Below are 15,858 nucleotides of genomic sequence, written 5' to 3' on the forward strand. Positions count from 1 at the left end.
TTCCTTGTCTTTATGAACGCGATTTTGATTTATGGAAAAGAATCTCTTCCCTTTTGAGTTGTCTGGGTTTAAGGGAAAAGGGCGTTCTCTTTACTTTGCTTGCTTAGGGGAAAAAGAAGTTCGCTTTTTCCTAGATTTCACTCTAGAATTTTGAAAAAGGAAATCACTTTTTCCCAGGAGATCACTTTTTCATGCCTGTGCTTGTCTTTGTTTTGCTGCTGCGTTTACTTGTTCGTCTGCATGGTAAGATGAGCGGACTAGTGGGCCGGCTTCGCAGTGGCTAAAGCCTTTGCTCATTGCAATTTCACGTAGTTCGGCAAATTCATCTGGGTGGTAGTATTTTTGAACTTTTAAGTGTTTTTTGGTTGGTTGTAAGTATTGACCAATGGTCATGATATCGACATTGTTCGCTCTCAAGTCATCCATTGTTTCAATAATTTGTTCCTTTGTTTCGCCTAATCCTATCATCAAGCTAGACTTTGTAGGGATTTGTGGTTGCATTTCTTTTGCCCGTTTTAAGACTTCTAGTGATCTTTCATATGTTGCACGTGCACGTACTCTTGGCGTTAGCTCACGGACAGTTTCAATATTATGATTTAAAATATCTGGCTTCGCATCCATTAACATTTTAAGGTTTTCATAATTCCCACCCATATCAGATGGTAATACTTCTATAGTAGTAAATGGGCTTTTACGACGAACTGCACGAACGGTTTCTGCGAAGACTTCAGAACCGCCATCTTTTAAATCATCGCGAGCTACAGCTGTTACAACAGCATGCTTTAAATTCATTAGTGCAACAGAATCCGCTACACGTTCTGGTTCTGCTAAATCTAACTCTGTTGGAAGGCCCGTTTTTACTGCACAGAAACGACATGCTCGTGTACACACAGAACCCAATATCATAAAGGTTGCTGTTCTACGGACTGCCCAACATTCATGGATGTTTGGACATTTTGCTTCCTCACATACTGTATTTAATTTTTGTTCACGCATAAGCTTTTTAAGGTCAGTATAGTTTTCGTTTGTGTTTAATTTTATTTTCAACCATTCAGGCTTACGTAAATATTCTTCCTTTTTCGCCATCTGATTCATCTCCAGTATGTAGTCTAATAGTAATTCGATGCTTATTTGCTTGCTTTTTTTCGTCCGTTTCCACTTTAACATATGAAACCCAAGAGGGACAAGAAAAAGAGCTGTTTAATAATTTCTAACATTTGCTAATTATGAAATGCCAATTGCAAACCAAACTATTAAGAGGAACTTCCAACATATTGGATTGGTTTAAATGTTTATAACAAATGCTCCGGTTATTATAAAAGACTTGCAACAGAGTATTACTTTCTCTATCAGGAAAGCATAAATATGGCTGAAGGGAGCTCATTACTGTGCGTAAAGTTTTATGTTTCTCCATTATGTTAATTTTGATTTGTTTTTCGGCACATTCTTTAGCTTATGCTGCTGAAGCAAAAACCGATCAAAATGAAGAGTCTCAAAAGCTAATGAGCTTATATAAAAAAGTAGAGACTGTTACAAATATACCTTGGTATGTATTAGCATCAATTGATCAATACGAGCGAAATGTCCGCCATTCTCGCAATGATATCCCTAAATCTGAGGGTTTGCTTGAAATCTATATTAAGCCGGAGGTCTGGTCTGGCCCTCTTAATCCTAACCAAGATGATCAGAATCCGACAAGTATTGGCTTATTTGGAGGAATTGGAGAAGATGGGGATGGGGATGATCGAGCTGACCGATCGAATGACGAAGACGTACTTTATTCATTCGCCCATTATCTACAATCCTATGGTACCGACCTTGATAACCTTAAAATTGGTTTATGGAATTATTACCATCGAGATAAAGCAGTCGGACTTATTATGGGTCATATGAAGTTATATAAGACATATGGTCGACTAGATTTAGACAATCATGAATTCCCTTTACCTCTCAACCATAACTTTAGTTATAACAATACTTGGGGCGATGCACGTGGTTGGGGTGGTCGAAGAATACATGAGGGGACAGATATCTTTGCAAGTTATGGCGTTCCGGTGCGTTCGACTTGCTATGGTGTTATTGAAATGAAAGGGTGGAATCGGTATGGTGGCTGGAGGGTAGGGATCAGAGATATCGATAACACCTACCATTACTTCGCCCATTTAAATGGATTTGCTGAGGGTTTACAAACTGGTCAAGTAGTAGAACCTGGTCAGCTTATCGGATCCGTAGGGAGCTCAGGATACGGTCCACCAGGAACAGCAGGTAAATTCCCTCCACACTTGCATTACGGCCTATATAAAGACAACGGCAGAACGGAATGGTCATTTGACCCTTATCCACAATTAAAATCATGGGAAAGAGCCGAAAGACATAAGAAAAAATAATAATGTGCATCAGGTCTGACAAAATAAATGATAATGACGAAAATAAAAGGCTGACGAAGATGTCAGCCTTTTATTTTCTAAAGTTTATTAAATTTTATTTTTTTGTTGTTTCGCTTTAATTACAGCATTAGCTATACTTGCAGCTAAGCCTCCCCATACGATCACAATACCAATAACCATCATCGCAATTGCAGATGCACTCATAATTATGATACCCCCTTACTTGAAGGATTTTGTTTTTCTTTTTTCTTTTTAAATCCAATCGAGAAGAGTACTCCCACAAAGATTGCACCCAATGCAACTGTCCATCCCCAGCTAAATAAGAATTCACGAGAATAGCCTTCATATTCGCTCGTTAAATTCGTACGTAAATTATCAAACATCATATATCCTAAAACAACTGGTGTTACAAGTCCTAAGCAAATTCTCCACCATGCACCAATTTGGATGTCAGATAGATCATTTGCATACTTTTGAATGGTTTTTAATTCCTTAGCAAACCATGCAATAGCTACAACTTCTATTAATCCAGCTAATGCAACACCGAATGTGTTGATGAAATAGTCCACACTATCTAAGAAGTATAATCCCCCTCTAGTAGCAAATAGTAATGAACAAATCGCTGCTAAACCTCCACCAATTGCTACTGCCTTCGTACGAGAAATATTAAATTTCTCCTGAATTCCTGCTACATACGTTTCAGTGATAGAAATTAATGACGTTAAACCAGCTAAAATTAATGAACCAAAGAATAAGAATCCGAATAGACCATTAAAGCCAGGAAATTCATTAATAATTTGCGGGAAGACAACAAATGCTAATCCAACTCCTGAAGAAACAACCTCTGAAACAGGTACACCTTGTTGTACTGCCATAAATCCTAATGCACTAAATACACCGATACCTGCAAGAACCTCGAATGCAGAGTTACCGAAACCAGTAATGAATGCATTATTTGTTATATCAGACTTTTTTGGAAGATAACTTGAATAAGTAATCATAATAGCAAACGCAATAGATAAGCTAAAGAAAATTTGACCATAAGCTGCAACCCAAACTTTACCGTCTAGTATTTTGCTCCAGTCAGGTTTGAAAAATGCTTCTAAACCTTCTGCTGCTCCTTCAAGTGTTAATGCGCGAATAACAATAATCGTAAACATAATAATTAAAACGGGTATAAAAACTTTACTTGCGACTTCAATTCCTTTTTTAACTCCTGCAAATAAAACACCTAAAGCAATGACCCAGACAAGAATAAGTGGAATTAATACACCTGGTACAAAACCTCCGAATTGACCTGGAGTTTCAGCAATATGCAAGTAATTACTAAATAAGAATGTTTCTGTATCCTTACCCCAGTTTTGATTAAATGAAAAGATAGAATAAGAACCTGCCCAGGCGATAATGACTGGGTAATAACAAGAAATGACGAATGAGATAGCAATTTGCCACCAACCAATCCATTCTTTACCTCTACTAATTTTTGCAAATGTCATTGGTGCAGAACTACGGTATTTATGACCTAACGTAAACTCCATAATTAGAAGTGGTATACCCGCTGTTAATAACGCAAACAGATACGGTAAAAAGAATGCTCCTCCTCCATTTTCAAAAGCCGTTGCAGGGAACCGCCAAATATTTCCTAAACCAATTGCAGAACCAACGGCTGCTAAAATAAAACCTGCCCTTGTACCCCACTGTGGACGATTTTCCATAACCTTTTCCCCCTTTTCAAATAGCACCCAAAGATGTGGAAACAATTTGAAGATAGATAATTTTCTGACTATTTAATATAATCTATACATATTATAACTAGACTTTATTCCACTGTCTATAAAAAAAATTTTTAAAAGTTATCTTAGTATGATATTAAAATTATAGTGAATAGCATAATAGTTCATTAGATAGATCTAATTCCCTCTGAAGTTTCCCAATATTTACACTATTCATCTGTGAAAATCTTCTAAATTTATTATTCTATTAATTTATATATAATAAATAATATGCTTATATGAGGATAGTATATCAGTAAAGCACATTTCTAATGAGCTCTTAATTAAAATGTAATTATTTCTATACATAGATCGTTACACATTGTTAAAAAAGCATTAATTACCTCCATAAAAATTCAATATGAAAAGGATATAGTACAAGCCTATATCCTTTTCATATTATTATTTTATACAAATTTTGCCCTTTTTGAAAAGATTACGATTAAACCAGCTAATAGTAAGATGACTACGACTAAACCAGCTAGACCACTTCCTGTCATACCTAAAACAATGTAACCAACTGCAGCAATGAAACCTCCAATTAATGCGTAAGGTAGCTGAGTTATGACATGGTCGATATGATGACTTCCTGCTCCTGTGGATGAAAGAATAGTGGTGTCTGATATTGGCGAGCAATGATCTCCTAAAACGGATCCTGCTAGTACTGCAGCCATTGCAGGTAGTAACATGGAAATATCTGTTGCAGCAGTTATTTCAGCTGCAATTGGCAGCATAATTCCAAATGTTCCCCATGAAGTCCCTGTTGCAAAGGCCATAAATGCTCCCAATAAAAATAAGATAACTGGAAGATAAGCTATATTTAAGTTCGACTGTTCAACTAAACCAGCTAAATACTCACCTGTTTTTAGCTGACCAATCAAATCAACAATTATCCAAGCTAGAATTAGGATATATATTGCAGATAACATTGATCTTGTTCCTTCTTTTATCGCGATAGGAAAATAACTGGTCTTAATTCCTTTACCAAAGAATAATAGGATCGTAACAACTAGACCAAATAAACCACCATATAAAAGAGATGCTGAAACATCTGTGTTTTCAAATATAGTAAATATGGATACATCCGCTTTATCCTCAATTGCAAGATAACCAGTTAATAGCATAGATGAAACAGTTCCAACAATTAACGCTATAATTGGCCAAACTAGATTACCTACTGTTCCTTTGTCACTTGTCGGTAAATCTTCATTAACTTCACCTAAGGCTTCCTTATTAGGATCTACTACCTGTCCAGTTTTCATTGCTCTTTCTTCATGAACCTTCATGCTACCAATATTTATATTAAAGTATGCAACTGCAAAGACAAGAACTATTGCTGTTAGCACATAATAATTCATTGGAATCATTGTAATAAAAGCACCGAGTGGAGTGATATCTGTGACACCATGCGTTGCCAAAATCGTCGCAAGCATCGCGATGATGTAAGCTCCCCAACTAGAAATTGGTGAAACAACACATATAGGCGCTGAGGTTGAGTCAATAATGTATGCTAACTTTGCCCGAGAAACCTTTTGACGATCAGTTATTGGTCGACTCACTTGACCAACTGCAAGAGCATTAAAATAATCATCAATAAAAATTAATACACCTAATAATGCAGCAGTGAATTGAGCACCAACTCTTGTTTTTACACGCTTTTCTGCCCATTCTCCAAAGGCTTTACTTCCCCCTGAAATGGATATAAGAGCTGTAATTATACCTAGAATGATTAAAAAGAGTAAAATATAAACATTCCACGTGTTTAGCTTTCCTTCAGAGATAAAAACTGCCTTTATCGCTTCATAAATGGTTAAACCCGTATTGACTATTGAAAACTCCGTTACTAACAAAGCTGCCGAAATAATCCCCACACCTAGTGAAAGTAATACTCTTCTCGTTAAGATAACCATAAGAATAGCTAACAGTGGCGGAATAATTGAATAAATAGTGCCAGACATAATGATAAAGCCTCCTGTTTTCGTTGTAGTTTAGAAGGTTCTAATGTCGATTTAAAGGATATAGAGTAGTGAAAAAATCACTTTTATCTACCAGCTTACTCTTTACACATCATAAAAAAGTGTACACAAAAAAGAGTAATGATAGAAAATAACTATCACTACTCTCTTCTTAGAATAATGTTATGTTATCCTCCATCCCGATCAGTAGCCCTCCATTATAGAAAATTTCACTATAATGACAGTAATACCCTTCTTCAAAGTACTACCAGCAAATGGTGTCTGACACATCCATTTGCTTCGGCAAAAAGCCCTTTTCAATATGGTCATCGTTGTCATCCTCACATATTGTACTAATGTTTTCTGCTCCTCTACCTCATCTTGAGATAAGGTGGTTTGGTCAATATTTAATTTTCAACATTTACTATTTTAGCAAAATTTATGTCTAGTAGCAACTACTTATCCTTTGGTAATTCAATTGCAGGGTTGGACTCTCCATTTCCATTATAATATTGAGGAACATCTCCATGTTCAGTCACTCCTATGATTGGAATGGTATTTTTTATCGTTGCTGGTTTGATAGAAAATGGGATAACCACTTGGACGGTAACCTCTACCTCGATTGATACTTCATGAAAAGCCGCATTAATTCCATATTCTTCTCTAGTTCTTTTGATGTCAGTATGTACATCACCAATTAAATAAAGACGAACTGGAATATCTGGACCTAACGCACTAAGAATAGCATTACCAGTAATTTGACCTAGTGGTATTGCATAAACAATTCCATCATCTAGTTCCATTTCTTGCTTTTTAGGATTCTTGCTATGAAAATTATTCTTCTCAATTTCGTTTAACTTTTTAGTAATATTATCGGTCACCCTATCAAGTTCAGATCGAACCTCAGCCTGGTTAAATTTAAGTGTACTTACATTACCATCATTATCTTTTTCGACAACAACTAATTCGTTAAAATCTGATGTATTATTTGACTCTTCTTTTACAGCCTCATGGATAATTGTTGTTGCTACTGAAGTTGCTTCCATCTCTGCAATTTCCATTAAGGTAGGAGTAATCTCCTCATTTACAATCCAAAAGCTTGTTGCCGTAAGCAGTATAAAAATAACAACCGTTAGTAATAACACATAACGAAAAGGCAAAGGCCCACGACGAGGGCGGCGTCCGCGAAATTTAGCCAAAAAGAATCCCTCCTTTACAAGCTATGTTTATGCTCGTTAAGAGGGATGTACGCACATTTTTTTAAGAATTACTTTTTATTATGGTTTTTATTATTTACTACTATCATTAATCTTCTTGTCATACCATTTTAAGCAAAGCATCTCTTCCTTTTGTTCCAACAACTATTCCAAGCTTTTCTGCCTCATATGTGACAGATTCTAATGGTGCTTCAAGTAATTGATCAAGTGTTCTGACACCAACTGCTCGAGCGGCAATGATTCCTCGATCTTTTAACTTTTCATTTAATAAAGCGATATCTAATGCGCCGCACATGATATAGCCCTTTTCATTGGTAATTGCCATAAAATTGGTCTTAGGTAAAGCAACTGTGATGGCTGTAAATTGATTACCATCAATGACAACCGGAGTCATGCTAACCATTACTATCTACACTCCCTTCTTATTCTAATTTTATGAATAAGATAAGGATTCGTGAATAGACGTTCCCCGATTTATTTAATAATTTCAATACTTGCTAATCCAATACTGAAAGTTATTTCTTTTATGCCCCAATGGATTAGCTATTTTTCGCTAATTGCCATGCTATTAAATCTCGCAGAAGCTCTGGCATATAAAAAGTCTTGTTTTCCGCTTGAAAAATTTGCGGGAATAAAGGACCAAGTGTAAACATATCGACAGTCGCAACAGCATAAACTCGCTCATAATCAATTGGGGTTCCATGTATGAATACATCGGTTACATGAAGTTTACCATCAGCGAGTTTCTTCATCACAACCTCAACTCCATCAAACACCATTCTCCCCATCACCTTACCTCTAAAACCAAGTCCTTTAAGTTGAAGATTCTCCATTCTCTCTTCCCTAGATTGAACAATAACCTCTTTCAATACATCCCCTTTCAAGTACACCTTACAGGGATTGATTGGGTGTGGACAGATTCGATGGAGGTCTTTTTTCGTAACAGGCCCCTTCCTTAATGGATCTAACAGCATCCCAGAATTAACCATTGCTATCTCTCCATCACACCACTCTCGGAGGCATTGTGCTAAGTATAATGGGAAGGGTGATTCATTAAACCAATCGAGAGTAAGGTCGTTCTGTAAATAACCTACAATTTCAGACAATGTAACTTCACTCTCTACCAATGTTTGCTGCAACCACATTTCTGTATCACTGCATGATTCTAGTTGCTCGTCCATTGGAAAAAGTTCAGCACAACGTTTTGCAAGGACTTGATCTTTGTTGTCTATGGTTAGAGATATGTGACCTACGTACTGACCATACTTTCCTGCGCCCGCAACTAATGTATCATTAATCATTTTTCCACTTTGTAGTACATGATGTGTATGCCCGCCAACAATGACGTCTATCTCTGGAAATTCATTTGCGATAATTTCATCATCACTTATGCCAAGATGGGACAGCAAAATAATGATATCGACTTTTCCCTTTACTTGATTTACTGTTTCTAACAAGCTTTGAAAGGGATCTTTTATTTTCCAACCTAACAGTTCATAAAATTTCTCATAAAAAACAGTAACACCTAAATAGGCAATCTTCGTCCCATTTTTCAAAGTCCTAATTTGAAATGGTACAACCCATGGTGGTCTTTCCCCTAGCTCGGTATATAAATTAGATAGGATGACTGGAAAATCCGCTGCAGCATATAAGCTATCTAAATCTTCATTTGAAAACGTGATCCCTTCATTATTCCCGATTGTCACTGCGTCATATTGAAGCTTGTTTAATAATGTTATATTGGCTTTTCCCTTGGAAGCTTCGGTAATAGGATGGAAACGGTCAGTATGATCACCAATATCTATAAGGAGCATTTGTTCATTATTCTGTTTATGATATTCTTTTTTTTGATTTAGAAAATGAACAATTTTTGGCCAGTTTTCAAAATGACTATGTAAATCGTTTGTATGATATAGATGGATAGTCTCACTCATGTTTCTCTCTCCTTATATAAAGGTTGATTCTTAATGGTTAATAATCGATATGCTCCTCTGTTTACTATTGTTAAAGCGAACAGTAAACATTGCTTTAAACTAATCGTGGTTTTGTAGAAAAAAATTTATTATCCGATAATCCCATCATATATTAACTTTATACCAGCAATGATAAGCACGAACCTCAACAAGTTTATGATTGTTTTCCCTTTTAGCCTTGTATTGATAGTAGCACCAAATCTTCCGCCAAACCAAGCCCCTGGAATTAGAATAGCTGCAAATACCCATTCAATATTTCCAAGTGCTATATGAGCTAGGGAACTTGTTGATGAAGATAAGAATATAATAAACATTGAGGTTGCAACCGCAACATGTGGCGGGAACATAAAGAGTAGCAGCATTGCTGGGACCATCAATGCACCTCCGCCAATACCAAACAACCCTGAAATAAAGCCAACGACAAATGCGATCATAACACCTAGTACTGCATGAAACGAATAAGATACTTCCGTTCCATCTTCACTTATATAAGTCCGACTGACCTTTTTACCAGGTCTCTGTTTCATTTGAGGAAGTTTATCCTTTACCATTAAACTAATAGAGACAAGGATCATGAAGAGACCGAAGCCTATTGAAAATGACGTTGTAGTAAATAACTTGTTTACATAGGCACCTAGAATACCACCTGGACCACTCCCTATAAAGAAAATAAGCCCACTTTTATAATCAACTTTTTTAACTTTCATATAAGTTAAGGTCGAGGATAAACCTGTAAATATGACAACTAATAAGGACGTTCCTACCGCTACCTGGGGTGTCATATCTTCAAAAGCTGTAAAGTATGATCCTAACGCAAGTAACATTGGAACAACAACAATCCCCCCACCAAGTCCTACTAGACTGCCTAACGTTCCTGCAACAACACCTACAAGCAACAAAATTATCCATTCCATAAACCTTATAACTCCCTTTCATCACTGAATAGGCTGAGTTGTTTCTCAGATAGTCCTGTATAAGTAATATCTAAAAGGTTTATCATCATTTTTGCATTATCTGCTGCATCTCCACCTGAATTGTTATTAAATAACATGTAAATCGTGTCCGTATCCCGTTTTAGTTTATGAAGATTATCTTTCCACTGTTTTAATTCTTCCAAGTTATATCGATATAAATACCGTACATCTCGCCAATTTTCTCCTGAAGCTGGCATCGTCCAGCCATGGACATTTCTACCATGAAGGCGTATTAGCGTTTTATCTGAATCTGTAGGATGGAGAACAGTGGGGATTGATCTGTCACCTGCCTGTGGCTCGTCCACAATACAATGAATCCATTTTTCTGATTCAATAAACTTTAATGTTTTATCATAGTATTTTGGAGAAAACCACGATCTATTGCGAAATTCAAGTGCGACATCTAGATCAGCCATTTGTTCTCGACACCATTTTAAGTATGTAACATTTTCTTTGCTACAATCAAACCAAGGTGGAAATTGAAATAAGATCATTGCAAGCTTATTTGCCCCTTTTAATGGTTCAACAGAGTTTCTGTACGCTTTAAACATATCCTGCTTATGCTCATAGGGACTTTCTCCTCTGAGATGCCCTGTCATACCTTGATATGCTTTTGGAATAAATTGAAATGTTTCAGGTGTGTCTCGAATCCATTTCTGAATATTACGCTCAGGCTGAATCGCATAAAAGCTCGAATCTATTTCTACAGTCGGAAAATGGGCTCCATATTCTTGTAATTTAGTTGATGGATTAATTTTTAAAGGATAAAGGGAATCATGATCTCCCCAACCTGTGACACCTATTTGAATTGTCAATCAAATCATCCTTTGAAGCAAGTTGTTTTATAGATACATTTTATATTCATACTATACCACGACATAAGGGTATAGAACATCGAACTGAATCTCTAAATATTTTAAATGTGTAAGGGAGTTTACGCGGGAAGCATGTAGGTCATGTAGGTAACTTAATCGATTGAAGTGAACTTGTGGATTTTCTCTTAATGGAATAATAATTGTACTCAGTTTTAAAGAATCAAACTAAAATATTGGCCTTAAATCTCACTATATTTACTCGATCTTTATTGGTCACGAAGAACGCAAAGAAATTGACCACTCGTAAAGAACTGACTTTTCTGGGGCTAACGAATAAATAAAAAGGACTGACAAATAATTTGTCAGTCCTCCATTTTATTAACCGATAGAACCTTCCATCTCAAACTTGATTAGGCGGTTCATCTCGACTGCATATTCCATTGGAAGTTCTTTTGTAAATGGCTCGATAAAGCCCATTACGATCATTTCAGTAGCTTCTTCCTCTGAAATACCGCGGCTCATAAGGTAGAATAATTGTTCTTCAGAAACCTTAGAAACCTTCGCTTCATGCTCAAGTGAAATATTGTCATTTAAAATTTCATTATAAGGAATGGTATCTGATGTTGATTGATTATCCATAATGAGAGTATCACATTCAATATTCGATCTTGCGCCTTCCGCTTTCCGGCCAAAATGGACGATACCACGATATGTTACTTTACCACCTTGTTTAGAGATGGATTTAGAAACAATCGTTGAAGATGTATTCGGAGCCAAGTGAATCATTTTAGCGCCAGCATCTTGATGCTGTCCTTTTCCTGCAATCGCAATAGATAGCGTCATCCCACGAGCACCCTCACCTTTAAGGATAACGGCAGGATATTTCATTGTCAGTTTAGAACCTATGTTTCCATCGATCCATTCCATCGTTGCATTTGCTTCACAAACCGCACGCTTTGTTACTAGGTTGAATACATTGTTTGCCCAGTTTTGAATCGTTGTGTAACGGCAATAGCCGCCATCTTTAATAATGATTTCTACAACAGCACTGTGAAGAGAGTTCGTTGTATAAACTGGTGCCGTACAACCTTCAACATAATGAACATGTGCGCCTTCATCTACAATAATAAGGGTACGCTCAAATTGTCCCATGTTTTCAGAGTTAATGCGGAAATACGCTTGTAGTGGTGTATCAACTTTAATACCTTTTGGTACGTAGATGAAAGAACCACCAGACCATACTGCTGAATTAAGTGCTGAGAATTTATTATCAGTTGGTGGAATCACCTTACCGAAATGCTCACGGAATAGTTCTTCATTTTCTTTTAGTGCAGTATCTGTATCCTTAAATACGATACCAAGATCTTCAAGATCTTCTTTCATGTTGTGATAAACAACCTCTGATTCATACTGTGCAGATACACCAGCCAAGTACTTTTGTTCTGCTTCAGGAATACCTAATTTATCAAATGTATTTTTGATTTCTTCAGGTACTTCATCCCATGAACGCTCTGATTTTTCAGAAGGCTTTACGTAGTAGGTAATTTCATCGAAACTTAAAGAAGACATATCGCCTCCCCATTGTGGCATTGGCATCTTATAAAACGTTTCTAATGATTTCAATCGGAAATCCAGCATCCATTGCGGTTCAGATTTCATACGAGATATTTCTTCAACGATCTCTTTCGTCAAACCTCGCTCAGAACGGAAGATGGAGACATCCTTGTCAGAGAAACCATATTTGTAATCGCCCATTTCAGGTGCTTTCTTTGCCATCTACAATCACTCCTGTCTATTAAAATTTATCGGTAAACTTATTCTTCGTGGTTATTAACTCCCTTTTCCATTGCTTTCCAAGCCAATGTAGCACATTTGATACGTGCAGGAAACTTAGCTACTCCTTGCAAAGATTCGATGTCACCTAAGTCGATAGTATCATCGTATTCTTTACCGAGCATCATATCAGAAAATATTTCAGAAAGCTTTAACGCTTTATCAAGTGTTTTTCCTTTAATCGCTTGTGTCATCATCGATGCAGATGACATTGAAATGGAGCAGCCTTCTCCATCAAATTTTGCATCCTTTACGACATTATCTTCAAGTTCAAGTGTTAGCCGAATACGATCACCACATGTTGGGTTGTTCATATCAACCGTCAGTGTATTATCAAGAATCCCTTTATTTCTAGGGTTCTTATAATGATCCATGATAACTTGTCGGTATAATGTCTCAAGATTATTATGATTAGACATGACTAAAGAACTCCTTTGTTTTGATTAAGCCTGCAACTAATTTATCAATTTCTTCTTCTGTATTATACAGGTAAAAACTAGCTCTTGCTGTTGCAGAGACCTTTAACCATTTCATAAGTGGCTGAGCACAATGGTGACCTGCACGGACAGCTATACCTTCCGTGTCTAATACAGTTGCTACATCATGTGGATGAACGTCATCAATATTAAAGGTAATTAATCCTGGACGTTGCTTTGGTCCGTAAATCGTCATACCATCTACTTGGCTTAATTGTTCTAATGCGTATTGAGCTAATTTATGCTCATGTTTCTCGATATTCTCGAGTCCAATTTCCTCAAGAAAGTCAATTGCGGCTGCAAGACCAATTGCCCCAGCGATGATTGGTGTACCTGCTTCAAACTTCCAAGGAAGCTCTTTCCAAGTTGATTCTTGTAAACCAACAAAGTCAATCATTTCTCCACCGAATTCAACTGGCTCCATTTTTTCGAGGAGTTCTTTTTTGCCGTATAAAACACCGATTCCTGTTGGACCACACATTTTGTGACCTGAAAACGCAAAGAAATCACAGTCTAATTCTTGAACGTCAACCTTCATATGTGGCGTACTTTGTGCTCCATCAACTACCATAATTGCTCCATGGTTATGAGCAATTTTAGCAATTTCTTTTATAGGATTAATTGTACCTAACACATTTGATACTTGCATCACAGCGACAATCATTGTGTTGGAAGTAACGGTCTCTTCAACATCACTTAAAGCAATAGTGCCATCTTCTTGTAGTGGAATATATTTAAGCGTCGCACCAGTTGCCTTTGCTACTTGTTGCCAAGGGATAACATTAGCGTGATGCTCCATGTATGTGATGACAATTTCGTCACCTTCTCTGACATTGGTTAGTCCGTAGCTTTGGGCAACTGTATTTATTGCTGTCGTTGCTCCGCGTGTAAAGATAATTTCTTGTGTTGATTTCGCGCCGATAAACCGCCTTACCTTTTCGCGCGCTCCTTCATAGCCGTCTGTTGCCCTCGTACCTAGTGTATGCACTCCACGGTGAACATTAGAATTATATTCACGGTAGTATGTGGAAACGGCATCGATTACAGCAATCGGTTTTTGAGAGGTTGCTGCACTGTCCAGGTAAACTAAGGGATGCCCATTTACCTGTTGGTCCAAAATCGGAAAGTGTTTGCGAATATCAGTGACATTCATTATTGGACTTTCCTTTCAATAACCTCAACTAATTGCTTTCGTACTCCTTCAATTGGAAGCTGATTCACAACTGGCGCTAAAAATCCATGAATGACAAGACGTTCTGCCTCAACCTTTGGAATTCCGCGACTCATTAAATAGTAGAGCTGTAATGGGTCAACACGACCAACAGAAGCAGCATGTCCAGCTGTAACGTCGTCTTCATCAATTAAAAGGATTGGGTTCGCGTCACCACGTGCTTTTTCACTAAGCATAAGAACGCGTGATTCCTGAACAGCATTTGATTTCGTAGCACCATGTAAGATGTGTCCGATCCCGTTAAAGATAGATGATGCACTATCTTTCATAACACCATGCTTTAGGATAAATCCTTCAGAGTTTTTACCGTGATGAACAACTTTTGTTGTAAAGTTTTGCTTTTGTTCGCCACGACCTACAACAACTGACTTTGTATCTCCAAAAGATCCATCGCCAATTAAATTGGTGATATTTTCCGAAATCGTATTTCCATCATTCATTAGTCCTAATGCCCACTCTAAACGAGCATCACGTCCAACAACTCCACGACGATTAACATAGGTAGTAATACCCTTTGCTAAAGTATCAACTGCTCCAAATGTTACTTTCGCATTTGCGTTAGCGTATACCTCAGCAACAATATTAAAGATACCTTCCTCAGCTTCTACAGTTGAAATATAATTTTCAACATATGTTACTGAACTGTTTTCTTCTGCAACAACTATAACGTGATTAAATAACGTAGTGTCAGGATTATCATGAACAAATACCGAATGGATCGGCTCAGTTACTTCAACATTTTTAGGAACATATACGAATACTCCACCGTTGACTAAAGCTGCGTGTAAAGCTGTTAAGCGATGCTCATCCACCTTTACACCATCAGTCATGAAATACTTTTTAACTAATTCAGAATGTTCACTAGCTGCAGTATGAATGTCGGATAAAATAACACCTTTATCCTTTAATTCTTGTGATAAAGAAGTATATGCTGCTGTATTGTTTATTTGTACATATAAGTTTTTATTTTCAGAATCTAAGTCAATTAAAGCTTTGACATCATCGTTCAAATCATTTAATGAATGTAATTTTTCACTAGTTACTGTGTGATTCTTAAAGTTAGTGAAATTCCATTTATCAATTTTTGTTTTATCTGGTCTTGGCATTGGAAGATCCTCAACTTTTGCAAGAGCTTGTAAGCGAAGATCCTTTAGCCAATCTGGTTCACCAAGCTGTTTTGAAAAGCTTGTGACATAGTCCTGATCGAAAGTTATCGTTTCCATAC

14 protein-coding genes and 1 riboswitch are annotated in these 15,858 nt (G+C 36.9%); of the genes, 1 reads left to right on the forward strand and 13 read right to left on the reverse strand.

Features of this window, described 5'->3' with window-relative positions:
• Nucleotides 1–189: 189 nt before the first annotated feature.
• Complete coding sequence (gene lipA / locus AC6CHR_RS17305) at nt 190–1,086, reverse strand: lipoyl synthase (protein ID WP_498250254.1); 897 nt, start codon at nt 1,084–1,086, stop codon at nt 190–192.
• 329 nt (nt 1,087–1,415) lie between these two features.
• On the opposite strand from lipA, the gene AC6CHR_RS17310 reads away from it, so the two are divergent.
• Nucleotides 1,416–2,387 carry a M23 family metallopeptidase gene (locus tag AC6CHR_RS17310; RefSeq protein WP_498250255.1) on the forward strand — a complete coding sequence of 324 codons (972 nt, stop codon included), beginning with the start codon at nt 1,416–1,418 and terminating at the stop codon, nt 2,385–2,387.
• An 87-nt stretch (nt 2,388–2,474) separates the two neighbouring features.
• Here the strand turns inward: AC6CHR_RS17310 and AC6CHR_RS17315 are convergent, their stop codons facing one another.
• The 12 genes from AC6CHR_RS17315 to sufD form a co-directional block, all read right to left on the reverse strand.
• The gene (locus tag AC6CHR_RS17315; RefSeq protein ID WP_498250256.1) at nt 2,475–2,591 is read right to left on the reverse strand and encodes a methionine/alanine import family NSS transporter small subunit; all 117 of its coding nucleotides are present in this window, start codon (nt 2,589–2,591) and stop codon (nt 2,475–2,477) included.
• A 2-nt stretch (nt 2,592–2,593) separates the two neighbouring features.
• Complete coding sequence (locus AC6CHR_RS17320; RefSeq protein ID WP_498250257.1) at nt 2,594–4,102, reverse strand: sodium-dependent transporter; 1,509 nt, start codon at nt 4,100–4,102, stop codon at nt 2,594–2,596.
• A gap of 464 nt (nt 4,103–4,566) precedes the next feature.
• Complete coding sequence (locus AC6CHR_RS17325) at nt 4,567–6,117, reverse strand: Na+/H+ antiporter NhaC family protein (RefSeq protein WP_498250258.1); 1,551 nt, start codon at nt 6,115–6,117, stop codon at nt 4,567–4,569.
• Nucleotides 6,118–6,314: 197 nt separating this feature from the next.
• A riboswitch (Lysine riboswitch) is annotated at nt 6,315–6,496 on the reverse strand.
• A 73-nt stretch (nt 6,497–6,569) separates the two neighbouring features.
• The gene (gene yunB, locus AC6CHR_RS17330) at nt 6,570–7,313 is read right to left on the reverse strand and encodes a sporulation protein YunB (RefSeq protein WP_498250259.1); all 744 of its coding nucleotides are present in this window, start codon (nt 7,311–7,313) and stop codon (nt 6,570–6,572) included.
• Between the two features lie 118 nt (nt 7,314–7,431).
• Complete coding sequence (locus AC6CHR_RS17335; protein ID WP_498250260.1) at nt 7,432–7,734, reverse strand: YunC family protein; 303 nt, start codon at nt 7,732–7,734, stop codon at nt 7,432–7,434.
• Between the two features lie 136 nt (nt 7,735–7,870).
• The gene (locus AC6CHR_RS17340; protein WP_498250261.1) at nt 7,871–9,265 is read right to left on the reverse strand and encodes a bifunctional metallophosphatase/5'-nucleotidase; all 1,395 of its coding nucleotides are present in this window, start codon (nt 9,263–9,265) and stop codon (nt 7,871–7,873) included.
• 128 nt (nt 9,266–9,393) lie between these two features.
• Nucleotides 9,394–10,218 carry a sulfite exporter TauE/SafE family protein gene (locus AC6CHR_RS17345; protein WP_498250262.1) on the reverse strand — a complete coding sequence of 275 codons (825 nt, stop codon included), beginning with the start codon at nt 10,216–10,218 and terminating at the stop codon, nt 9,394–9,396.
• Nucleotides 10,219–10,223: 5 nt separating this feature from the next.
• Nucleotides 10,224–11,093 carry a DUF72 domain-containing protein gene (locus tag AC6CHR_RS17350; RefSeq protein ID WP_498250263.1) on the reverse strand — a complete coding sequence of 290 codons (870 nt, stop codon included), beginning with the start codon at nt 11,091–11,093 and terminating at the stop codon, nt 10,224–10,226.
• Nucleotides 11,094–11,471: 378 nt separating this feature from the next.
• Complete coding sequence (sufB, locus tag AC6CHR_RS17355; protein ID WP_498250264.1) at nt 11,472–12,869, reverse strand: Fe-S cluster assembly protein SufB; 1,398 nt, start codon at nt 12,867–12,869, stop codon at nt 11,472–11,474.
• 38 nt (nt 12,870–12,907) lie between these two features.
• Entirely contained in the window at nt 12,908–13,345 is a 438-nt protein-coding gene (sufU, locus tag AC6CHR_RS17360) for a Fe-S cluster assembly sulfur transfer protein SufU (RefSeq protein ID WP_498250265.1), read from the reverse strand.
• Entirely contained in the window at nt 13,338–14,555 is a 1,218-nt protein-coding gene (locus AC6CHR_RS17365; protein WP_498250266.1) for a cysteine desulfurase, read from the reverse strand. Before AC6CHR_RS17365 ends, sufU begins: the two co-directional genes overlap by 8 nt.
• On the reverse strand, nt 14,555–15,856 hold the full coding sequence (gene sufD, locus AC6CHR_RS17370) for a Fe-S cluster assembly protein SufD (RefSeq protein WP_498250267.1): 1,302 nt from the start codon (nt 15,854–15,856) through the stop codon (nt 14,555–14,557). Before sufD ends, AC6CHR_RS17365 begins: the two co-directional genes overlap by 1 nt.
• Between the last annotated feature and the right edge of the window lie 2 nt (nt 15,857–15,858).

The sequence above is a fragment of the Metabacillus sp. GQ13 genome (assembly GCF_059758525.1).

What these genes read in the sequence shown, in the direction of transcription:
- AC6CHR_RS17315 (WP_498250256.1), bottom strand. Translation starts at nt 2,591, where the DNA reads ATGAGTGCATCTGCAATTGCGATGATGGTTATTGGTATTGTGATCGTA.
- sufD (WP_498250267.1), bottom strand. Translation starts at nt 15,856, where the DNA reads ATGGAAACGATAACTTTCGATCAGGACTATGTCACAAGCTTTTCAAAA.
- lipA (WP_498250254.1), bottom strand. Translation starts at nt 1,086, where the DNA reads ATGGCGAAAAAGGAAGAATATTTACGTAAGCCTGAATGGTTGAAAATA.
- AC6CHR_RS17335 (WP_498250260.1), bottom strand. Translation starts at nt 7,734, where the DNA reads ATGGTTAGCATGACTCCGGTTGTCATTGATGGTAATCAATTTACAGCC.
- AC6CHR_RS17310 (WP_498250255.1), top strand. Translation starts at nt 1,416, where the DNA reads ATGTTAATTTTGATTTGTTTTTCGGCACATTCTTTAGCTTATGCTGCT.
- AC6CHR_RS17325 (WP_498250258.1), bottom strand. Translation starts at nt 6,117, where the DNA reads ATGTCTGGCACTATTTATTCAATTATTCCGCCACTGTTAGCTATTCTT.
- sufB (WP_498250264.1), bottom strand. Translation starts at nt 12,869, where the DNA reads ATGGCAAAGAAAGCACCTGAAATGGGCGATTACAAATATGGTTTCTCT.
- AC6CHR_RS17320 (WP_498250257.1), bottom strand. Translation starts at nt 4,102, where the DNA reads ATGGAAAATCGTCCACAGTGGGGTACAAGGGCAGGTTTTATTTTAGCA.
- sufU (WP_498250265.1), bottom strand. Translation starts at nt 13,345, where the DNA reads ATGTCTAATCATAATAATCTTGAGACATTATACCGACAAGTTATCATG.
- AC6CHR_RS17365 (WP_498250266.1), bottom strand. Translation starts at nt 14,555, where the DNA reads ATGAATGTCACTGATATTCGCAAACACTTTCCGATTTTGGACCAACAG.
- AC6CHR_RS17345 (WP_498250262.1), bottom strand. Translation starts at nt 10,218, where the DNA reads ATGGAATGGATAATTTTGTTGCTTGTAGGTGTTGTTGCAGGAACGTTA.
- AC6CHR_RS17340 (WP_498250261.1), bottom strand. Translation starts at nt 9,265, where the DNA reads ATGAGTGAGACTATCCATCTATATCATACAAACGATTTACATAGTCAT.